12 protein-coding genes are annotated in these 17,641 nt (G+C 37.1%); 5 read left to right on the top strand and 7 right to left on the bottom strand.

Features of this window, described 5'->3' with window-relative positions; genetic code table 11:
* Positions 1–61: 61 nt before the first annotated feature.
* From N5909_RS02750 to N5909_RS02720, 7 genes are all read right to left on the bottom strand, one after another.
* Complete coding sequence (locus N5909_RS02750) at positions 62–5,107, bottom strand: S8 family serine peptidase (RefSeq protein WP_271630759.1); 5,046 nt, start codon at positions 5,105–5,107, stop codon at positions 62–64.
* Between the two features lie 207 nt (positions 5,108–5,314).
* Positions 5,315–6,706 carry a peptidoglycan-N-acetylglucosamine deacetylase PgdA gene (gene pgdA, locus N5909_RS02745; RefSeq protein ID WP_271630758.1) on the bottom strand — a complete coding sequence of 464 codons (1,392 nt, stop codon included), beginning with the start codon at positions 6,704–6,706 and terminating at the stop codon, positions 5,315–5,317.
* Positions 6,707–6,842: 136 nt separating this feature from the next.
* Complete coding sequence (ezrA, locus tag N5909_RS02740) at positions 6,843–8,570, bottom strand: septation ring formation regulator EzrA (RefSeq protein ID WP_033681389.1); 1,728 nt, start codon at positions 8,568–8,570, stop codon at positions 6,843–6,845.
* Positions 8,571–8,651: 81 nt separating this feature from the next.
* Positions 8,652–10,598, bottom strand: coding sequence for a DNA topoisomerase (ATP-hydrolyzing) subunit B (gene gyrB, locus N5909_RS02735; protein ID WP_000134041.1), 1,947 nt, complete (start codon positions 10,596–10,598; stop codon positions 8,652–8,654).
* A gap of 14 nt (positions 10,599–10,612) precedes the next feature.
* Positions 10,613–11,176, bottom strand: a complete 564-nt coding sequence (locus N5909_RS02730) for an HAD family hydrolase (protein ID WP_031237667.1) — start codon at positions 11,174–11,176, stop codon at positions 10,613–10,615.
* Between the two features lie 374 nt (positions 11,177–11,550).
* The gene (locus N5909_RS02725) at positions 11,551–12,285 is read right to left on the bottom strand and encodes an amino acid ABC transporter ATP-binding protein (protein WP_000140957.1); all 735 of its coding nucleotides are present in this window, start codon (positions 12,283–12,285) and stop codon (positions 11,551–11,553) included.
* A complete protein-coding gene (locus tag N5909_RS02720; RefSeq protein ID WP_001011642.1) occupies positions 12,285–12,968 on the bottom strand; it encodes an amino acid ABC transporter permease in 684 nt (227 codons plus the stop codon). Before N5909_RS02720 ends, N5909_RS02725 begins: the two co-directional genes overlap by 1 nt.
* Before the next feature lie 190 nt (positions 12,969–13,158).
* Here N5909_RS02720 and N5909_RS02715 point away from each other — a divergent pair, with 190 nt between their 5' ends.
* From N5909_RS02715 to N5909_RS02695, 5 genes are all read left to right on the top strand, one after another.
* Positions 13,159–13,389: a DUF1797 family protein gene (locus N5909_RS02715; RefSeq protein WP_000443570.1), complete on the top strand. Its 231-nt coding sequence runs from the start codon at positions 13,159–13,161 to the stop codon at positions 13,387–13,389.
* Between the two features lie 230 nt (positions 13,390–13,619).
* Positions 13,620–15,878 (top strand): ATP-dependent Clp protease ATP-binding subunit, encoded by a 2,259-nt coding sequence (locus tag N5909_RS02710; protein WP_000882498.1) that lies wholly within the window; start codon positions 13,620–13,622, stop codon positions 15,876–15,878.
* Between the two features lie 129 nt (positions 15,879–16,007).
* Complete coding sequence (locus N5909_RS02705; protein ID WP_261116588.1) at positions 16,008–16,460, top strand: NUDIX hydrolase; 453 nt, start codon at positions 16,008–16,010, stop codon at positions 16,458–16,460.
* Between the two features lie 58 nt (positions 16,461–16,518).
* Positions 16,519–16,818 carry a DUF1827 family protein gene (locus N5909_RS02700; protein ID WP_000767189.1) on the top strand — a complete coding sequence of 100 codons (300 nt, stop codon included), beginning with the start codon at positions 16,519–16,521 and terminating at the stop codon, positions 16,816–16,818.
* A 135-nt stretch (positions 16,819–16,953) separates the two neighbouring features.
* The gene (locus N5909_RS02695; RefSeq protein WP_261116589.1) at positions 16,954–17,589 is read left to right on the top strand and encodes a GNAT family N-acetyltransferase; all 636 of its coding nucleotides are present in this window, start codon (positions 16,954–16,956) and stop codon (positions 17,587–17,589) included.
* The last annotated feature ends 52 nt before the right edge of the window (positions 17,590–17,641 follow it).

Raw genomic sequence — 17,641 nt, 5'->3', positions numbered from 1 at the left:
TATTATATCAGAATTGTAACATACTGTAAATCAAAAACTATAAAAAGATGTATTGTATTCTCTACTCACTTTTTGAAAAAGTTGCAAGTCCAATAACTGACAATAAGAGAGAAATTCCTGAAATACTTAGAATAATAGAAATCATGTTATTCTCACCAGTGGCTGGTAATTGTTTTACTTCTTTGTTGACTGTAGCTAAAAATGCTTGTTGACTACTTCCAGCTAGTGTTTTATTCTCATGCTTATCTTCTATATTGGAATGAGGTATTGCAATTGATGTAGCTTTCTCAATTTTATCATTGCTAATTAAAGGCTTAATAGTTGAGACTTGTCTATTGTGACTTACTAATTTAACAAGTTGCACTTGAGAAACTGGTTTAATCGTTACAACTGGTTTAGTTGGAATAACTGGCTTAATCGTTACAACTGGTTTAGTTGGAATAACTGGCTTAATCGTTACAACTGGTTTAGCTGGAGTAACTGGCTTAATCGTTACAACTGGTTTAGCTGGAGTAACTGGTTTAATCGTTACAACTGGTTTAGCTGGAATAACTGGCTTAATCGTTACAACTGGTTTAGTTGGATTAGCTGGTTTAACCGATGCAACTGGTTTAGCTGGAGTAACTGGCTTAATCGTTACAACTGGTTTAGTTGGATTAGCTGGTTTAACCGATGCAACTGGTTTAGCTGGATTAACTGGTTTAACTGGTGCAACTGCTTTAGTTGGAATCTCTACTTTATTAGCCTTCAGTTTTATAGCCGTCTCTTTTAGAGCATTGATTACTTCATTAATTTCTTCTTGACTAGCTTCTGCATTTTCCAAAAGTAGCTTAGCTTTATTGAAAATAAGATTATATGTATCTTTCTCCTCTTTGCTAGCTGTCAAAAATCTTGGATCTTTGTCTTGGAACTTCACTTCATCCACGATAACATTTTTTAGGCTCATGAAATCTGTTTCTTTCCCATTCAGCTGGTCTTGTGCTTGCAAGAAAGCGGTCAATAGACGGTCGATTTCATCTTGAGTTATCAAATCTTTTGTAATTAATAATGCCAAGAGTTTAAATTCACGATCATATTGACCTTTGCGTTCTTGATCAGAATTTATATATTTACCTTTTTTAACTGTCTCAGCATATGCTTTAATAGCATTCTTCAATGATGTGATATCAGATTCCTTACCATCCAATGTTTGCATAGCAGACTCTAAAGCCTTAACAATTTGGTCAATTTTATCTTGGTTAAGTTTACTTCCCAATGCTAGTTGCGCATCTTTGACACTTTGATCAAAAATCTCTTTTAACTTCTGTTTTGTATTATAATATCTCGGAGTTTTAACTACTTCCATTTGTTTATTTAAAGCTGCAATCAGAGCTAACTTAGAAACAACTGAAAGTGACAAAACATTATTTTTACCAAACAGGACTTTAAATGGTTGAAGATTATCAAGTAATTCATAACCGTTTGATAGATTTACAAGAACTTTATATTCACCAGTAACTACTTTCTTACCATAAGAATGTTTACCATATGTTTCAGCTGGCAAGACTTGACTCTGACCATCTTCACCTACTAAAGTAATCGTTGTAGTTCCAGGAACAGCTTGATTAAAGCCAACCGTTACTGGGGCATATTTCATTTTGTTAGCCAAGAAGGTAATAGTTTGAAAACTGTTTTCTTTCGTTAAATCAAATTCCTTAGATAGAGCACTCACAAATTTCAACTCTGTACGGTCATAGCTAAAAATTTCTGCAACATAATGCCCAAATTTCAAGAAATTAATATCTTTTGACTTATCAACGGTTACATATTGACCTTCGCTATTTTTAATGCGATAAACATAAGTTGTATCAATCTCATCCTTGGTTTTATTGTTTAGTATAGCAATTTTTACACGACCACTATTTTCCTCACCTACAAGATCTTTGAGAGATATAAAATCTACATTTCCCGCAAAGTCTTCTACATAATAGAAGATTTTCGATTTATCAACGTTCTTAGGAAGTGTATAACTACCATCTTCATTTTGTTTGATAATTTGATACTGTTCGATTTCTGAATCTGTCGCCTCTCTATTTTCAGAAGGACGAATATAAAAGACTTTTTCTAGAAGAATTCCACCATTTCCTACATCCTGAGGTTTGCGAGCTATAAATTGTTCTTGATCTTCTTGAGAACGAATATATCCCGAAGTAATCAGAGGTTTTTGTGTATCGATTTGAATTTTAAATGTTGTGTATTGTTCTTCAGCTCCAGGGACATCTGGCTTATAACTAATAACATAGTCATAAATTCCATCAGAAACTCGATTTCCATTAGAATCCTGTCCTCCCCAAGCTGTTTTATCTACAATGTAACTTCTTGGATTTCTAGTATCACCATCAAAATAATTTTTTACAAGGTCTGTTGGACGACTTTGCCAAATAGGCTGACTGTGTGTTGTATCCGAAGAATCATAAACTGTTGCACGAAGATTTACCAAGTTTCTATAGACAAGAGTTTTAAATTGAACAGAATCTTTATTACCATCCTCGTTTGGCGAGATAGCAAGGCGGATGTTCCCCTTTTCATCTAATTGAAGATGGTATTTTCCTTCAGCATCTTGTTTCACTCCGAGTACAGTCACTCGATTTCCTTGACGCTCTGCTTTTAAAACATTTACATCATTTTCAGAACTTGTTAAATAAGTTGCATCGTCTGAAGGTGAAATTCCTGGATTATCTTTATCAATTTCAGAGTAAAATCCACTGTTTCCTTCCTTAATCAATTGATAAATTGGTTTTTCAATTGCAGGTAGATTTTGGAATTCTCCCTTAAATCCCATAAATGGTAAACCAATAACAGAACCATCATCTGCAGGATTGACAAATCTAACAAATCCTTCTAGAAAATAACCATTTGGCATTATTTTGCTAAGTTCTTCAGTAAACTTACTTGTATCTACACTAACTGTTACTGTCTTCGTACTATGAGCTTTCACAGTTACTTCAGGCCAGACTGTTTCAGTTAGTTTTCGTGGACGGAGAGTGAATTTCCCTTCTTCAACTTCATCAGTATTTGTATTTACAATCATCTTCAATGTTCGGTCTTTATCCGAAATATTATGAATTGTAACTTCAAAGGTAAATTTATCACCAACATTGCCAAGAGTAACACTTGGATAGTTATTTGCACCTGTTACAAATAGATCTGTGCTTGTTGCCGCCATCGTGTCAACTACACCAGCACCTTGCTGACGTGGAGAAGTATAGGCTCCAGTCTGTTTATTAAAATGTGGTTTTGCAGTGGACATAATTAAAGCTTTTACAATCTCTGAAATTTGACTAGCTGATAATTCAGGATGTTTCTTTGCTAAATATTCTTTGACTAATGCTGCGACACCAGCCACATGAGGAGCCGCCATACTTGTTCCACTGATACTTCCATAACTATTGTCGTTAAATGATGAATAGATATTTCCACCAGGTGCAGTAACATCTGGTTTCAATTGTCCATCTGTTGTAACTCCCCAACTTGAAAAATCTGACAATTGGTCTGCAACATCTGATTTACGATTATCCATCTTGTGATTAAAGACAATTTTATACTGACCAGACTTAAGAATTTCACCATAATGTTTTGAAATAAAGACAGATGGGATTTTCTTAGCATCACCTGTAACAGACATACTAACATTTGCACCTTCAACGTTGTTATAAATTAAAACTCCAACTGCACCATGTTGAAGAGCATTTTTAATCTTATCAGAAAAATTAATTTTACCACGTTGAATCAGTGCTAACTTGCCTCTTACATCAATATTAGCAAAATCTTCTTCACGACCAATACCCGCTGCTACATATTCGTATTCTTTACCTCTTTCAAAATCTTTTTCTGTTTCAGGTCTATTAAAATCAAACTTACCATAATCAAGGGTAGCGTCATTTTCTAAACCTTTTACTTCAAATACCTCAGTAGTTAGAATTTTATTATTAATCGAAGCAACAGAAATTGAATCTTCTACTGTAGAGGGATTTCCGACGAGACCATAATCAGGATTTGCTGCTAATGGTTGTGAAAAACCTCTACCGAAAGTATTACTATTACCTGCAGCGATAACAACAGATACTCCTTTAGCGCGTGCTCTTTTTACTGCATCAATGATATCTGAACCAGCATCTACCGTTGAACCCGCACCTGCACCCAAACTCATATTAATCACATCTGCACCTAATGCAACAGCATCATCAATAGCTTTTACATAGAGGGCAGAGGCTGTAGTTTTATCTCTGTCTGAAAAAACTCTCATAAACATAATTTGAGCTTCTGGCGCCACCCCATAAACCTTCTCAGAATTCGGAGCTTTATTAACAGGATTTCCAGCTACAATTCCAGTAACGTGCATTCCATGAGACTCTTTTTCAGCCTCTTTTATATTATCAGTTCCATCAAAGTAATCATAAGCATATACTACTTTGTCACTGTACCATTTCCCGTAGTCAATACCAGCAGCCTTTTTAGCTTTTTCGATATCATTCTGATTTTTAAATTTCGCCTTTGACGGATCAGAAATACGCAAAACCTCATGATTCAAATCAAGACCTGAATCTATAACAGCGACTACAGTTCCTTGTCCTTTATGTCCTGCTTCCCAGGTTTTAGGGACAGTAATAATTTCATTACTGGAGATACTGTTCGGCTTTTCTTTATGTCCACCTTGAGATAACGACTGTGATTGTATGCTTTCTGAAGAAGAATTACTTTTCACTGCTGATTCTTCCTTCTTCTCTTCATTTTTTATAGCAGTCGTTTCTTTCTGTGTGGTTAAATTCTTGTCTGACTTATTATCTCTATACTCGATAGAATCATCTTGTTTTAATGACTCTATCACTTCTGTTTTTTCTTTCGAAGAAGAATTTAGAGCATTCTTGTCAGATGTGACTGGAGGTGCGAGCTTATTTGAATCATCTAATTTATTAGTCGTTACAGTACGTGTAACTTGATTGGATGTTTCAAATTTTCCCTCATCGGCACTAACCTGTGCGAAAGCAAATCCGAATGCAAAGACCGTTAGCAGAAAAATTGTTGCTATTTGGTACTTGTTATGACAAAAATCTTTGCAATCTCCCATAAAATCACTCCTTTATATTTAAATTAAAAGTATTATATACCAAATTATCTGAAAATTCTATCAAAATGTTATTTTGTAACAAAATTGTAATATTAACCAATCCTCTCATGAAACTTAAACATAAAAAAATTTAGTCTCGACTAATACAAGACTAAATTTCTTTATTAAAAAATTACTTACTATTTAATTAGTCATTCAGCAAAAGTCTTACTGATCACGGTCATAGAATAGTTCATGTGCTTTTAATCGTGAATTAAGCATTTCAGGAACTGTGACAAAGTGATATCCTTGCTCTTTTAGATAATCTATAATCTTTGGTAAAGCATTGACTGTTTCAGCATGGATATCATGCATTAAGATAATCGAACCATTACGAACTTGACGTTGAATCTCTGTCAAAATTGCTGCTTCATTCTTACTCTTCCAATCCAGACTATCCACATCCCACATAATAAAACTCAAATCAAGGCTATTTCGAATGTCGTCTGTAATGGCTCCATAAGGCGGACGCATAAGTTTGGAACTAGAACCCAACACTTTAGTTAGCGCATCCTCAGTATCAGTAATCTGTTTTTTAGCTTCGTCAAGTGAAAGTTTTGAAAGCACTGGATGACTCCAACTATGGTTTCCAATAACATGGCCATCCGATTTCATGCGTTTCAAAATCTCTTCATTTCCAGAAACATTCTTACCTAAAACAAAGAAAGTTGCCTTGATACCATACTTAGAAAGTGTATCTAATGCTTGATTTGTCGTTGCAGGATTTGGTCCATCATCAAAAGTTAGAGCTACCACTTTTTGGTTTTTCTTTTCATAATAAGCCTTATAAAGTTCGGCATCCTTGTCTAATAAATAAGAGGATTGTACTACATCAAAGAAACTAGATACTGGTAAGGCAATATCATCTAGATTTTCAACTGACTGACTTGGATAAAGGATAATCTGACTATCCTTGTAATCAAAATTCCATGCAGACAAGTCTTGTTCAGAGAAGCCTTTAACAACTTGATCAATCTTTTCTTGGTCCAATTTCTTATCCTGTAAGAAAGAGGTGATTTCTTTTAACAACTGCTCTTTGGCTTTACTAGGATCTGAAAATAATTGATCAAGTGTAAAAGGTTTACCATCTTCTGTCAAATGGACTTTTGCCAGACTAGTTTTTTCAGTCTCTTCAACTTTTGACGAAGTTAAATCATAGACTTGTTTCATCACACTTCGGTTAACAATCCCTTTTAAAGTCGAATCCTGTTTCTCCGTATAATAAAAAACTAGATTTTCCTTGTCTTCCAGATTTTCCTTAATATCCTGTGTCATGATTTCTTTTACAGATGAAATCACTTGCTCCCCTTGGAGAGGATAATAGGCAATTACTTCGGCTTGTCCCTTACGAAAATGATCTTTCTGATTTCCCTCACTCAATTGATCATCTTTCTCTTTTTTGAGCGTTTCAATCCTTTGTTCAAAACTTTGCTTTGTATATATTTTGTATCCAATCATTGAACCAAGGACACAAATACTTACTGAAAAGATAGCTACTAGGGCTATTAAACCGATTCTCTTTTTATCGTGCTCAACACGATTTGCTCTACTTTTATCCATAGAAATATCATATCAAATTCAGGCTATAATTTCAATGAGAAATAAGTACTATTACTCGTTTTGAACAAAAAAATAGGCTCCATAATATCTATAGGGGGATTTACCCACTACAAATATTATAGAGCCTTTTATTATGTTAGAAACGAATCGTCTCACGTGTTTTTTCGTATGAAGTGACAAAACGGTTGGTTACACCTGGTTCTGCAACTTCCAAAGCTTGCGAAATCTTATCAAATGAAGCATGATAATCAAATTCTTTTTCAAAAATTTCTAATGATTCATTAAAAGCTTCTTGAATTCGTTCATCAAATGAGCGGTAACGGTTCGAATACTGTAGCAATTGTTCTGTCAATGTTGCATATTGAACAATATTATATGTTTCTTCTTCAAGTGCTTCCATATCATTGGTTGTAATTTCAAGCATACGGTTCACAGCTTCGATATTGACCCGAGCTTCTTCTAGTTCAGCCATCAACTCTTCAGTATGGTTACTTGCTGTAAAGAACAACTGTAAGAAATTCTGAGGAATACCTGGAAGATTGCGTTTTTCCATATATCTCTTAATCGTGTGAAGACGATTAACATAAACATTTGCCTTCTGGCGAGCATTGATATCATCTTTTTCAATCTGAGCAAGGCGTTGACTAACCGCAACTTGTTCATCTTCAATTTCCTTCAAAGTCGCTTGTAAGTTTTCCAAACGATCTTCAAGGAATGAATAAGGTTCAGAATGTTCCTCTTGTTCAGAAGTTAATTCCAATACAGATTCTTCTAAAGATTCTAACTCAGCTTGTAATCTATGAACATGACTAACATCCGTTTCAGATAGTAGGTAATTGTTACTCAATCGTTGAATATCTTCCACTAAAACAGCATTACTATCTTTCATGTGTTTCAAATATGTAGGAAGGGTTGCAACTAAGCCTTCTACTACTTTTTGAGCAGCAATTTCTCGTGTAAAGATATCATAGAGTGTATTGATTTCTTCTTGAACTTGAGTATTTTCATACTCAGCATTATCCAACTCTAATTGTGCAATATTTTCGTGGTTTTTCTTCAAAGCTTCATAAAGCAATTGGAAGCGAGATTCAATATCCGTTTCAGCGAAATGATAATTAGCATCTAAAAGTTTACGGTAACCGTCTTCCAAATCTTCCAATTGATCAGGTAGCTCTTTAGATAATGTTTTTACAATTGCTGGCAGGCGATCTACTATGTGACTCAAAGCCAAGATATGATTTTCAGCATTATCCAAAATCACAGCAGCTTCTACTGGGTCACCTGAAGTGTTCAAAGTAACAAACTGAGAAAACTCTGATTGGATATTTTCCAATTGTTTTTCGATTTCAGATAAACCTTGGCCATATTCTTCAGAATGATCAGCCACTCGGTGTTGCAACTCTTCAAACAAGTCCAAAGTATGAAGAACACGTCCACTATTTTTAGACTCTTGTTTCTCCAAATCTGCCAAAGCATTACGAATTGCCGCAATATCTTCTTCAATCAAGGTAATTTGACTCTCGATTTGGTCTATTTGATGACTGGCCTTGAAAAAACGGAATGAGTTGTTATAGCCTTCTGCCTCAAAAAGATTATTTTCGATATCCGCAAAAGAGTTAAGAGATAGGTCAACCCATTTTTGGTTCCACTCACGGAAAGTCACTTGACTTTGTCCAATCAAGTGCATATTTTTTACAGCTTCAACTTCATCGTTTACTGGAAGATTGTACAGCTCTTCTTTTTTCTCTTCTAAAATTGCTAATTTACTTTCATTGCGTTTTCGTACGTAGATTGCGATAGCATAGGCAATCACTAAGAAAACTGCAACAGCAATTGCAAGATAAATTACTAGTGTACCAGACATATTAAACTCCTTTTTTACTTGAAACAATCGTAATGATTATATCATATTTTTTAGACCAAGGGAACTAGTTCTCCCGATTTTTTAGACATCAAGTGTACTATAGACGGCATTTTCTTCGATAAACTCACGACGAGGCTCTACTCGATCCCCCATCAACATATCAAAGATTTTATCTGCTTCAGCCGCATCATCCACAGAAACTCTAGCCATCAAACGATGCTCAGGATCCATGGTTGTTTCCCATAACTGATGATCGTCCATTTCACCTAGCCCCTTATAACGCTGAATGGTCGGTTTGGTACGACCTTCACTATAACGGGCTAAGGCTTCTTGGAGTTTGATTTCTTGGTCTGCTCCTGGCTGGATATATTCTTTAATCTCACTTCCAACCTTGACACCATAGATTGGTGGTTGAGCGATATAAACATAGCCAGCTTCTAGGATTGGTTTCATATAACGATAAATCAAGGTCAAAAGAAGGGTACGAATGTGGGCTCCATCGACATCGGCATCAGTCATCAAAACAAGTTTTTGGTAACGAGCTTTTGAAACATCAAATTCTGCACCAAATCCTGTTCCCATCGCTGTGAAAAGACTACGAATTTCTTCGTTAGCTAGAATCTTATCCATACTTGCCTTTTCAACGTTCAAAATCTTACCGCGAATTGGAAGGATAGCTTGAAATTCACGGTTACGACCAGATTTAGCTGATCCACCAGCTGAGTCTCCTTCGACGATGAAAAGTTCTGTTTCAGCAGGATTATTTGAAGAACAATCTGCTAGTTTACCTGGAAGGTTGGAAATTTCCAAACCAGATTTTTTACGAGTGACTTCACGCGCACGCTTGGCAGCTACACGAGCCTTGGCAGCCAAAATTCCTTTTTCCACGATTCGCTTGGCAATCTGTGGATTTTCCATTAGGAAATCAGAGAAGGCATCACTGAAGAGGCGATTGGTAATCTTGACCACTTCGCTATTTCCCAGTTTGGTCTTGGTTTGTCCTTCAAATTGTGGATTTGGGTGTTTAACTGAAATAACTGCAGTTAATCCTTCGCGGACATCTTCCCCTGTCAAGTTGTCTTCATTGTCTTTAAGCAACTTATTCTTGCGAGCATAATCGTTGATAACACGTGTCAAGGCCGTACGGAAACCTTGTTCATGCGTTCCACCTTCATGAGTATGAATATTGTTTGCGAAACTCATGACATTTTCATGGTAACCCGTTGTGTACTGCATGGCTACTTCAACTGTGATATCATCCATCTCACCATCTGTGTAGATTGGTGTATCAAAGATTACATCCTTATTCTCATTGATATATTCAACGTAACTAGCAATCCCACCTTCATAGTGGTAATGCTTAGTTTGTTCTAACCCCTCACGCTTATCTGTAATGGAGATTTGAAGACCACGATTTAGAAAGGCTAATTCTTGAATACGTTTATTTAATTTATCAAAGTCAAAAGTGGTTGTTTCAGTGAAAATTTCTGGGTCTGGTGTAAAATGAACCGTTGTTCCAGTTTTATCCGTATCTCCAACCACCTCAAGATCAGCAACAACATGACCACGACGGTATTCTTGATAATGAATCTTACCGTTTTTGTGGACATGAACGTCTAATTGAGTGGAAAGGGCATTAACTACTGAAGACCCCACTCCGTGAAGACCACCTGAGACCTTGTATCCGCCACCACCAAACTTTCCTCCAGCGTGCAGGACAGTAAAGACAGTCTCAACGGCAGGTCGACCTGTTTTTTCCTGAATATCGACTGGGATACCACGCCCATCATCGACAACAGTAATCGAATCATCTGGCTCAATAAAGACTTGAATATGGCTAGCAAATCCTGCCAAGGCCTCATCAATTGAGTTATCAACAATTTCCCAGACTAGATGGTGAAGACCTTCTTTTGAGGTTGACCCGATATACATCCCTGGACGCATACGAACAGCCTCTAAGCCCTCTAAAACTTGAATTTGACTGGCATCATAATCTTGTGCCTGCAGATTTTTAATTTCTTCTGTCATCTTATTCCTTTTTCTTACATATCTAATACTTGTCTTAAATTCACGATACTGGTAAACAAGTGGGTAGCTAGTCCTGCAGCTTGACCTGCTTCGATATCAATCGGTCGATCACCAATTACAAGACCAGAGTTAATCTGATACTTTTCTCTTAAATAAATCATGGACTCAGGGTTTGGTTTTCTCTTAAAACCTGAGTTAGAAGTCACCACTTCAGTAAAATAAGCTGCTATAGAGGTTTTTTCTAAAATTTCCAAGACCTGATCATTTCTATGAGAGACTAAAAAATGACGCCCACCTTGATTTGAAATGTCTTCCAATAAGTCAGCAACTCCATCAAATAAGATCGGGTGTTCTAGCTCTCGGGCTTCATTTTCCTTGTACTTTTCTAAAAAATGATCTAAGTCGGGAGCGAATGTCTCAATCGCAAAATCAGTAGAAACCTTTAAAGCCTGATAGACACTGTCGTGGTCTTGTGTAATACCATACAGCGCTAAAGTTTCAACAAATGAAGCTGTTGAAGTTTCATAATTATCTAGTAAAGTTCCACCTAAATCCCAGATGTAATCGTGATATTTCATAGCTTTCATTATACCATTTTTTCCTTAAAAAAGCGATGATTTCCCTGAGTTTTCCACATAAAAAATGCTCTATACTATTTGTAGTGGGTAAATCTATTATAAATACTATGAAACCTATTTTCTTGTAGAAAAAAGCCCCATATAATCTATAATGAAAAGCAACCAAACCATCATTAGAGAGAATCATATGGAACAATTATATTTTAACACAAAACTACTTTATATTAAAAATCCTAATATCCAATTTATGGATGTTATTAATAAGGGGGGTAACTTCTCAAAGTAAGTTCCACTTGACTGGTATTGAGCCTAGTTTTTTACTAATCTTCTCTTGAAAGTTTAAAACTGATTACAAACAGCTCAGCAAAGCTAACTTATAAAACCTTACTCAAGAAGTCCTTAGTTCGTTGTTCTTGGGTTTGTTCAAAAATCTGTTCAGGTGTTCCATCTTCAACAACCACACCGTCTGCCATAAAGATGACACGATCTGCAACCTCACGCGCAAATCCCATTTCATGAGTTACGATAACCATGGTCATTCCTGACTTGGCTAGGTCTTGCATAACCGCCAGCACCTCACCTACCATTTCAGGGTCCAGGGCTGAAGTTGGCTCGTCAAAGAGCAAAACATCAGGTTCCATAGCTAAACCACGTGCAATAGCAATCCGTTGTTGCTGCCCACCTGACAAACTCTGTGGATAAGCAGTTGCCTTATCTGGTAAACCAACTTTTTCCAAAAGTTCCTGAGCTCTCTTCTCAGCAACTTCCTTACTTTCACCTTTGGTCTTGATAGGAGACAAGGTGATATTTTCCATCACAGTCATATTAGGAAAGAGATTAAATTGTTGGAAAACCATGCCCATCTTCTCACGCATGGCAAAGAGGTCATTCTTCTTGTCCGTAATATCGACTCCCTCAAAGATAACCTTCCCCTTGGTCGCTTCTTCCAACAAATTCATAGAGCGAAGCAAGGTAGATTTCCCACTCCCTGAAGGACCGATGATAACGACAACTTCTCCTCTTTTAATCTCGAGGTTGATGCCCTTCAATACTTCATTCTTTCCAAAGGATTTATGTAAATTTTCAATTTTTATCAAGGTTTCTGTCATTATTTCTTATCTCCTTGTCCCATACGTTTTTCAAAAGCTTTCAAGGCCACTGTCAAAATAGAAGTCATAATTAAGTAGTAAAATGCAGCAAATAAAAGTGGTGTTAAAGGTAGATAGGTTGTTGTGGAAACTGTTGTAGCCCCATTCCACAGCTCCATGACACCGATAGCTGATAAGAGGGAACTATCCTTGATAATCGTGATAAATTCGTTCCCCAATGCTGGCAAGATATTTTTGATAGCTTGTGGCAAAATCACATAGCGCATCGCGTTTTTAGGACGAATCCCTAAAGAATAAGCCGCCTCTAACTGCCCCTTAGGAACCGCATTGATTCCGGCCCGAACAGTCTCAGAAACATAGGCACCACTGTTCATAGAGATAATCAAAATCCCTGGAATCAGACGAGAAAGGTCAACACCTAAAATCCCAACCTGAATAGTCGGAGCATTGATATGCATAAGAGCAAAGGCAATCATAATCTGAACCATCATTGGCGTCCCGCGGAAAATCCAAACGTACAAGTTGGCTAGCCAAACAAGCGGTTTAAACTTTGAACGTTGCCCAAAAGCCAAGACAACACCCAAAATAGTTCCCAAAAAGACAACACAGATAGAAATGAGAACCGTCACAACAGCCCCATAGTTAAAATAAGGTAAATACTTAGGTAAAAAAGAAAAATTCATAGTCACACTGCTTTCTAAAATAGAATACTGTATGATTATAACATCAATTGAATTAAAATTCAAATCTTTTGTCTAATTTATTCAAAAAAACTTTAAGCTAGTAGAATTAGCGAGAAATCTTAGTTTTTTCTAGGCAAGTTGGCCTCCTTTATGGTAAAATAGTAACGATAAGAAATGAAGGAGAATCAAAATGGAATCACATTTGGTTAGAATCATCAACCGCCTTGAAGCAATGGCAAAAGACGGCGGAAATTTAAAACGTAATTTTGAACGCGAAGGAGTTGTTGTTGCAGAAGTTGCATACAGTCACGACGAAGAAAACGGCTCAATCTTTACCCTTCGTGATGTCGAAGCTCGCGAAACTTATACGTTTGATAGCATTGACTTGATTGCAATGGAAATTTACGAACTTCTTTACTAATACAAAACAAGCTGGGATTACACCCTGCATGTCTAACCAAAATCCTTTTTGTCTCACAAATAGGATTTTTTTATAGTCCAAATCCACAAAGTTCTTCATTGTAACAACTTCTCAAAGCTGCAATCTTTTTACTTGCTTTACACCCCAATCCTGTTATAATGAGAGTATAGAAATTTGACTATTTTTGACCATTAAACAGGTCAGGCTAAATAAAGAAATGAGGTAGATGTATGCTTTGTCAAAACTGTAAAATCAATGACTCAACGATTCATCTTTATACCAATCTCAATGGAAAGCAAAAACAAATTGACCTCTGTCAAAACTGCTATAAGATTATCAAGACAGATCCTAACAATAGCCTCTTTAAAGGTATTACGGATCTGAACAATCGTGACTTTGATCCCTTTGGTGATTTCTTCAATGACCTAAACAATTTCAGGCCTTCTAACAATACTCCTCCGACTCCCCCAACCCAATCAGGTGGAGGTTACGGTGGAAATGGCGGTTATGGTTCCCAAAATCGTGGACCTGCTCAAACTCCTCCACCAAGCCAAGAAAAAGGCCTACTGGAAGAATTTGGTATCAACGTAACTGAAATTGCCCGTCGTGGAGATATTGACCCCGTTATTGGGCGCGACGATGAGATTATCCGTGTCATAGAAATTCTCAATCGCAGAACCAAGAATAATCCTGTTCTTATCGGTGAACCAGGTGTCGGAAAAACTGCCGTTGTCGAAGGTCTAGCTCAGAAAATAGTTGATGGAGATGTTCCCCATAAACTACAAGGAAAACAAGTCATCCGTCTGGATGTGGTTAGCTTAGTTCAAGGAACGGGTATCCGTGGACAATTTGAAGAACGCATGCAAAAACTCATGGAAGAAATTCGCAAACGTGAGGACATCATCCTCTTTATCGATGAAATCCATGAAATTGTCGGTGCTGGTTCTGCGGGCGATGGCAATATGGATGCAGGAAATATCCTCAAGCCCGCCCTTGCTCGTGGAGAGCTGCAATTGGTCGGTGCTACTACCCTCAATGAATACCGTATCATTGAAAAAGATGCAGCCCTAGAGCGTCGTATGCAACCTGTTAAAGTGGATGAACCAACAGTGGAGGAAACAATTACTATCCTCAAAGGCATTCAAAAGAAATACGAAGACTACCACCACGTTCAGTATACCGATGCTGCAATTGAAGCAGCTGCAACTCTGTCCAATCGCTACATCCAAGATCGCTTCTTGCCTGACAAGGCCATTGACCTCCTAGATGAAGCTGGTTCTAAGATGAACTTGACCTTGAATTTTGTGGATCCTAAAGTAATCGATCAGCGCTTGATTGAGGCTGAAAATCTTAAATCTCAAGCTACACGAGAAGAAGATTTTGAGAAGGCCGCCTACTTCCGTGACCAGATTGCCAAGTATAAGGAAATGCAAAAGAAAAAGGTCACAGACCAAGATACTCCTATCATTAGTGAGAAAACCATTGAGCACATTATCGAGCAGAAAACCAATATTCCTGTTGGTGATTTAAAAGAGAAAGAACAATCTCAACTCATCCATCTAGCCGAAGACCTCAAGTCTCATGTTATTGGACAAGATGATGCTGTCGATAAGATTGCCAAGGCTATTCGCCGTAATCGTGTCGGTCTCGGTACCCCTAACCGCCCAATCGGAAGTTTCCTTTTCGTTGGGCCAACTGGAGTCGGTAAGACAGAACTTTCCAAACAATTAGCTATCGAACTCTTTGGTTCTGCTGACAGCATGATTCGCTTTGATATGAGTGAATATATGGAAAAACACAGTGTGGCGAAATTAGTCGGTGCCCCTCCAGGTTATGTCGGCTATGACGAGGCTGGGCAATTAACTGAAAAAGTCCGCCGCAATCCCTACTCTCTTATTCTCTTGGATGAAGTAGAGAAAGCCCATCCAGATGTCATGCATATGTTCCTCCAGGTCTTGGACGATGGTCGTTTAACAGATGGACAAGGACGTACCGTTAGCTTCAAGGACGCCATCATCATCATGACTTCAAATGCAGGTACAGGTAAGGCAGAAGCTAGCGTTGGATTTGGTGCTGCTAGAGAAGGACGTACCAACTCTGTTCTTGGTGAACTCGGTAACTTCTTTAGCCCAGAGTTTATGAACCGTTTTGATGGTATTATCGAATTTAAGGCTCTCAGCAAAGATAACCTCCTTCAGATTGTCGAGCTTATGCTTGCAGATGTTAACAAACGTCTTTCTAGCAACAACATTCATTTGGATGTAACCGACAAGGTCAAGGAAAAATTGGTTGACCTTGGTTATGATCCAAAAATGGGAGCACGCCCACTTCGTCGTACTATTCAAGACTATATTGAGGACGCAATCACTGACTACTACCTTGAAAATCCAAGCGAAAAAGACCTCAAGGCAGTGATGACCAGCAAGGGTAACATTCAAATCAAATCTGCCAAAAAAGCTGAAGTAAAGACTTCTGAAAAAGAAGTATAAATCCTATAGAAAAGGAGTAGAAAATGAAAATTTTCTGCTCCTTTTTACTAAAATAACTATAAATTCTTGACAGCTAGGCCTTTGTCCATTAAGATAATAATAAAGATAATAGATAATGAGGAAAATGCAATGGCAAACCCAACTTTCGGAGAAAAAAAAGCGAATACAGACTATGTTTCACGCTATGGCGTATATGCAGTTATACCTGATGCTGAACAAAAACAAATTGTTCTTGTTCAAGCACCCAATGGCGCTTGGTTCCTACCAGGTGGCGAAATTGAAGCTGGTGAGAACCATCAGGAAGCCCTAAAACGTGAATTGATTGAAGAGCTTGGCTTTACAGCTGAAATTGGTACCTATTACGGACAAGCTGACGAATATTTCTATTCTCGTCACCGTGACACCTACTACTACAATCCAGCCTACCTCTATGAAGCAACTTCTTTCAAAGAAGTGCAAAAACCACTAGAGGACTTTAATCATATTGCCTGGTTCCCTATTGACGAGGCTATTGAAAATCTCAAACGTGGTAGCCATAAATGGGCTATTGAATCTTGGAAAAAACAACATAAGATTGACTAAATTAAGCTACTTTATTCAAAAAGTGCTATAATAGAATTAGAAAATCGGAGGAAATGTTATGAAGCTAATCAATACGACAAACTCACACTCGCAACTTGTTAAAAGCCAGCTAGAAAGTACAGATGCAACCCTTGTTGAGGTCTATTCTGCAGGGAATACAGATGTTATTTTTACTCAAGCTCCGCTTCACTATGAAATCCTCATCTCAAATAAACACCGCGCTATTCGTGAACCTGAAATCGAAGCTATTCAAGAATTTTTCTTGAAACGTAAAATTGATAAGGACTCTATTGATGAGGCCAATATCAAAACCCTCTATTCAGAAAAATTAATTGGAATTTCGATTCCAACCAAATAAAATCTTGGAGAGATTAGAAAGTGCTTTGAACCTTATGGAACAAAATTAGGTTTATTTAGCTTTTTAAATCATCTCCAATTTTTTATCTATAAAATCTTGTCATACAAGATTTTGTAGATAATTAAGGAGACAAACATGGGAGACATCATATATAGAGAGGCAAGAATTGAAGAAAGCGAAAAAATTGGAAAATTATTAGCCAATTCCTTTCTTGACTATCCCTTTTTAACGATTATAACTGATGATTTGAAGAAACCTGACTCCTATCCTGCTTTTGTAGAAACGTTGCAAATTCTGCTTACTAGAGTCTATATTAAGAAGGGAAACTGTTTAATTGCGGAACAGGATGGAGACTTACTTGCAGTCGCCCTTTTGCAACAAAAAGATTTCTGTATACTATCCTATCTACGAAATGGAGGAACAAACATTTTTCGCTACATTCGACCACAAAATCTCCTTAAATACTTTGACTTTGTAAAACGTTCCAAAAAGCATTTAGAAAAATCTGGAGAGTTTGATTGGTATTTGATGGCCTTAGCTGTCAATATAGAAAGTAAGGGGCAGGGAATAGGCAGTACTTTTCTGACACAAGGGATTGAACCTTATGTCAAATCAAAAGGCTGTAAGAACTTGGGTCTCATAACTAATACAGCTAGAAATGCCTCATTCTACGAAAAAAACGATTATGGACTACTAGACTTTATAGATCTAGAATACGGTTCAAAATCAATTGGTAACTGGGCATTTTTAAAAACAATGAATAAATTATAACAGGCTAGCAATTTACTGACCTATTAAAAAGGATAGCTCATATTTACAAAAA

It is taken from the genome of Streptococcus gwangjuensis, from assembly GCF_028156745.1.
GTDB classification, from domain to species: Bacteria; Bacillota; Bacilli; order Lactobacillales; family Streptococcaceae; genus Streptococcus; species Streptococcus gwangjuense_A.
The sequence above is the reverse complement of the archived record's forward strand: the minus strand, read 5'-3'. Positions and strand labels throughout refer to the sequence as shown.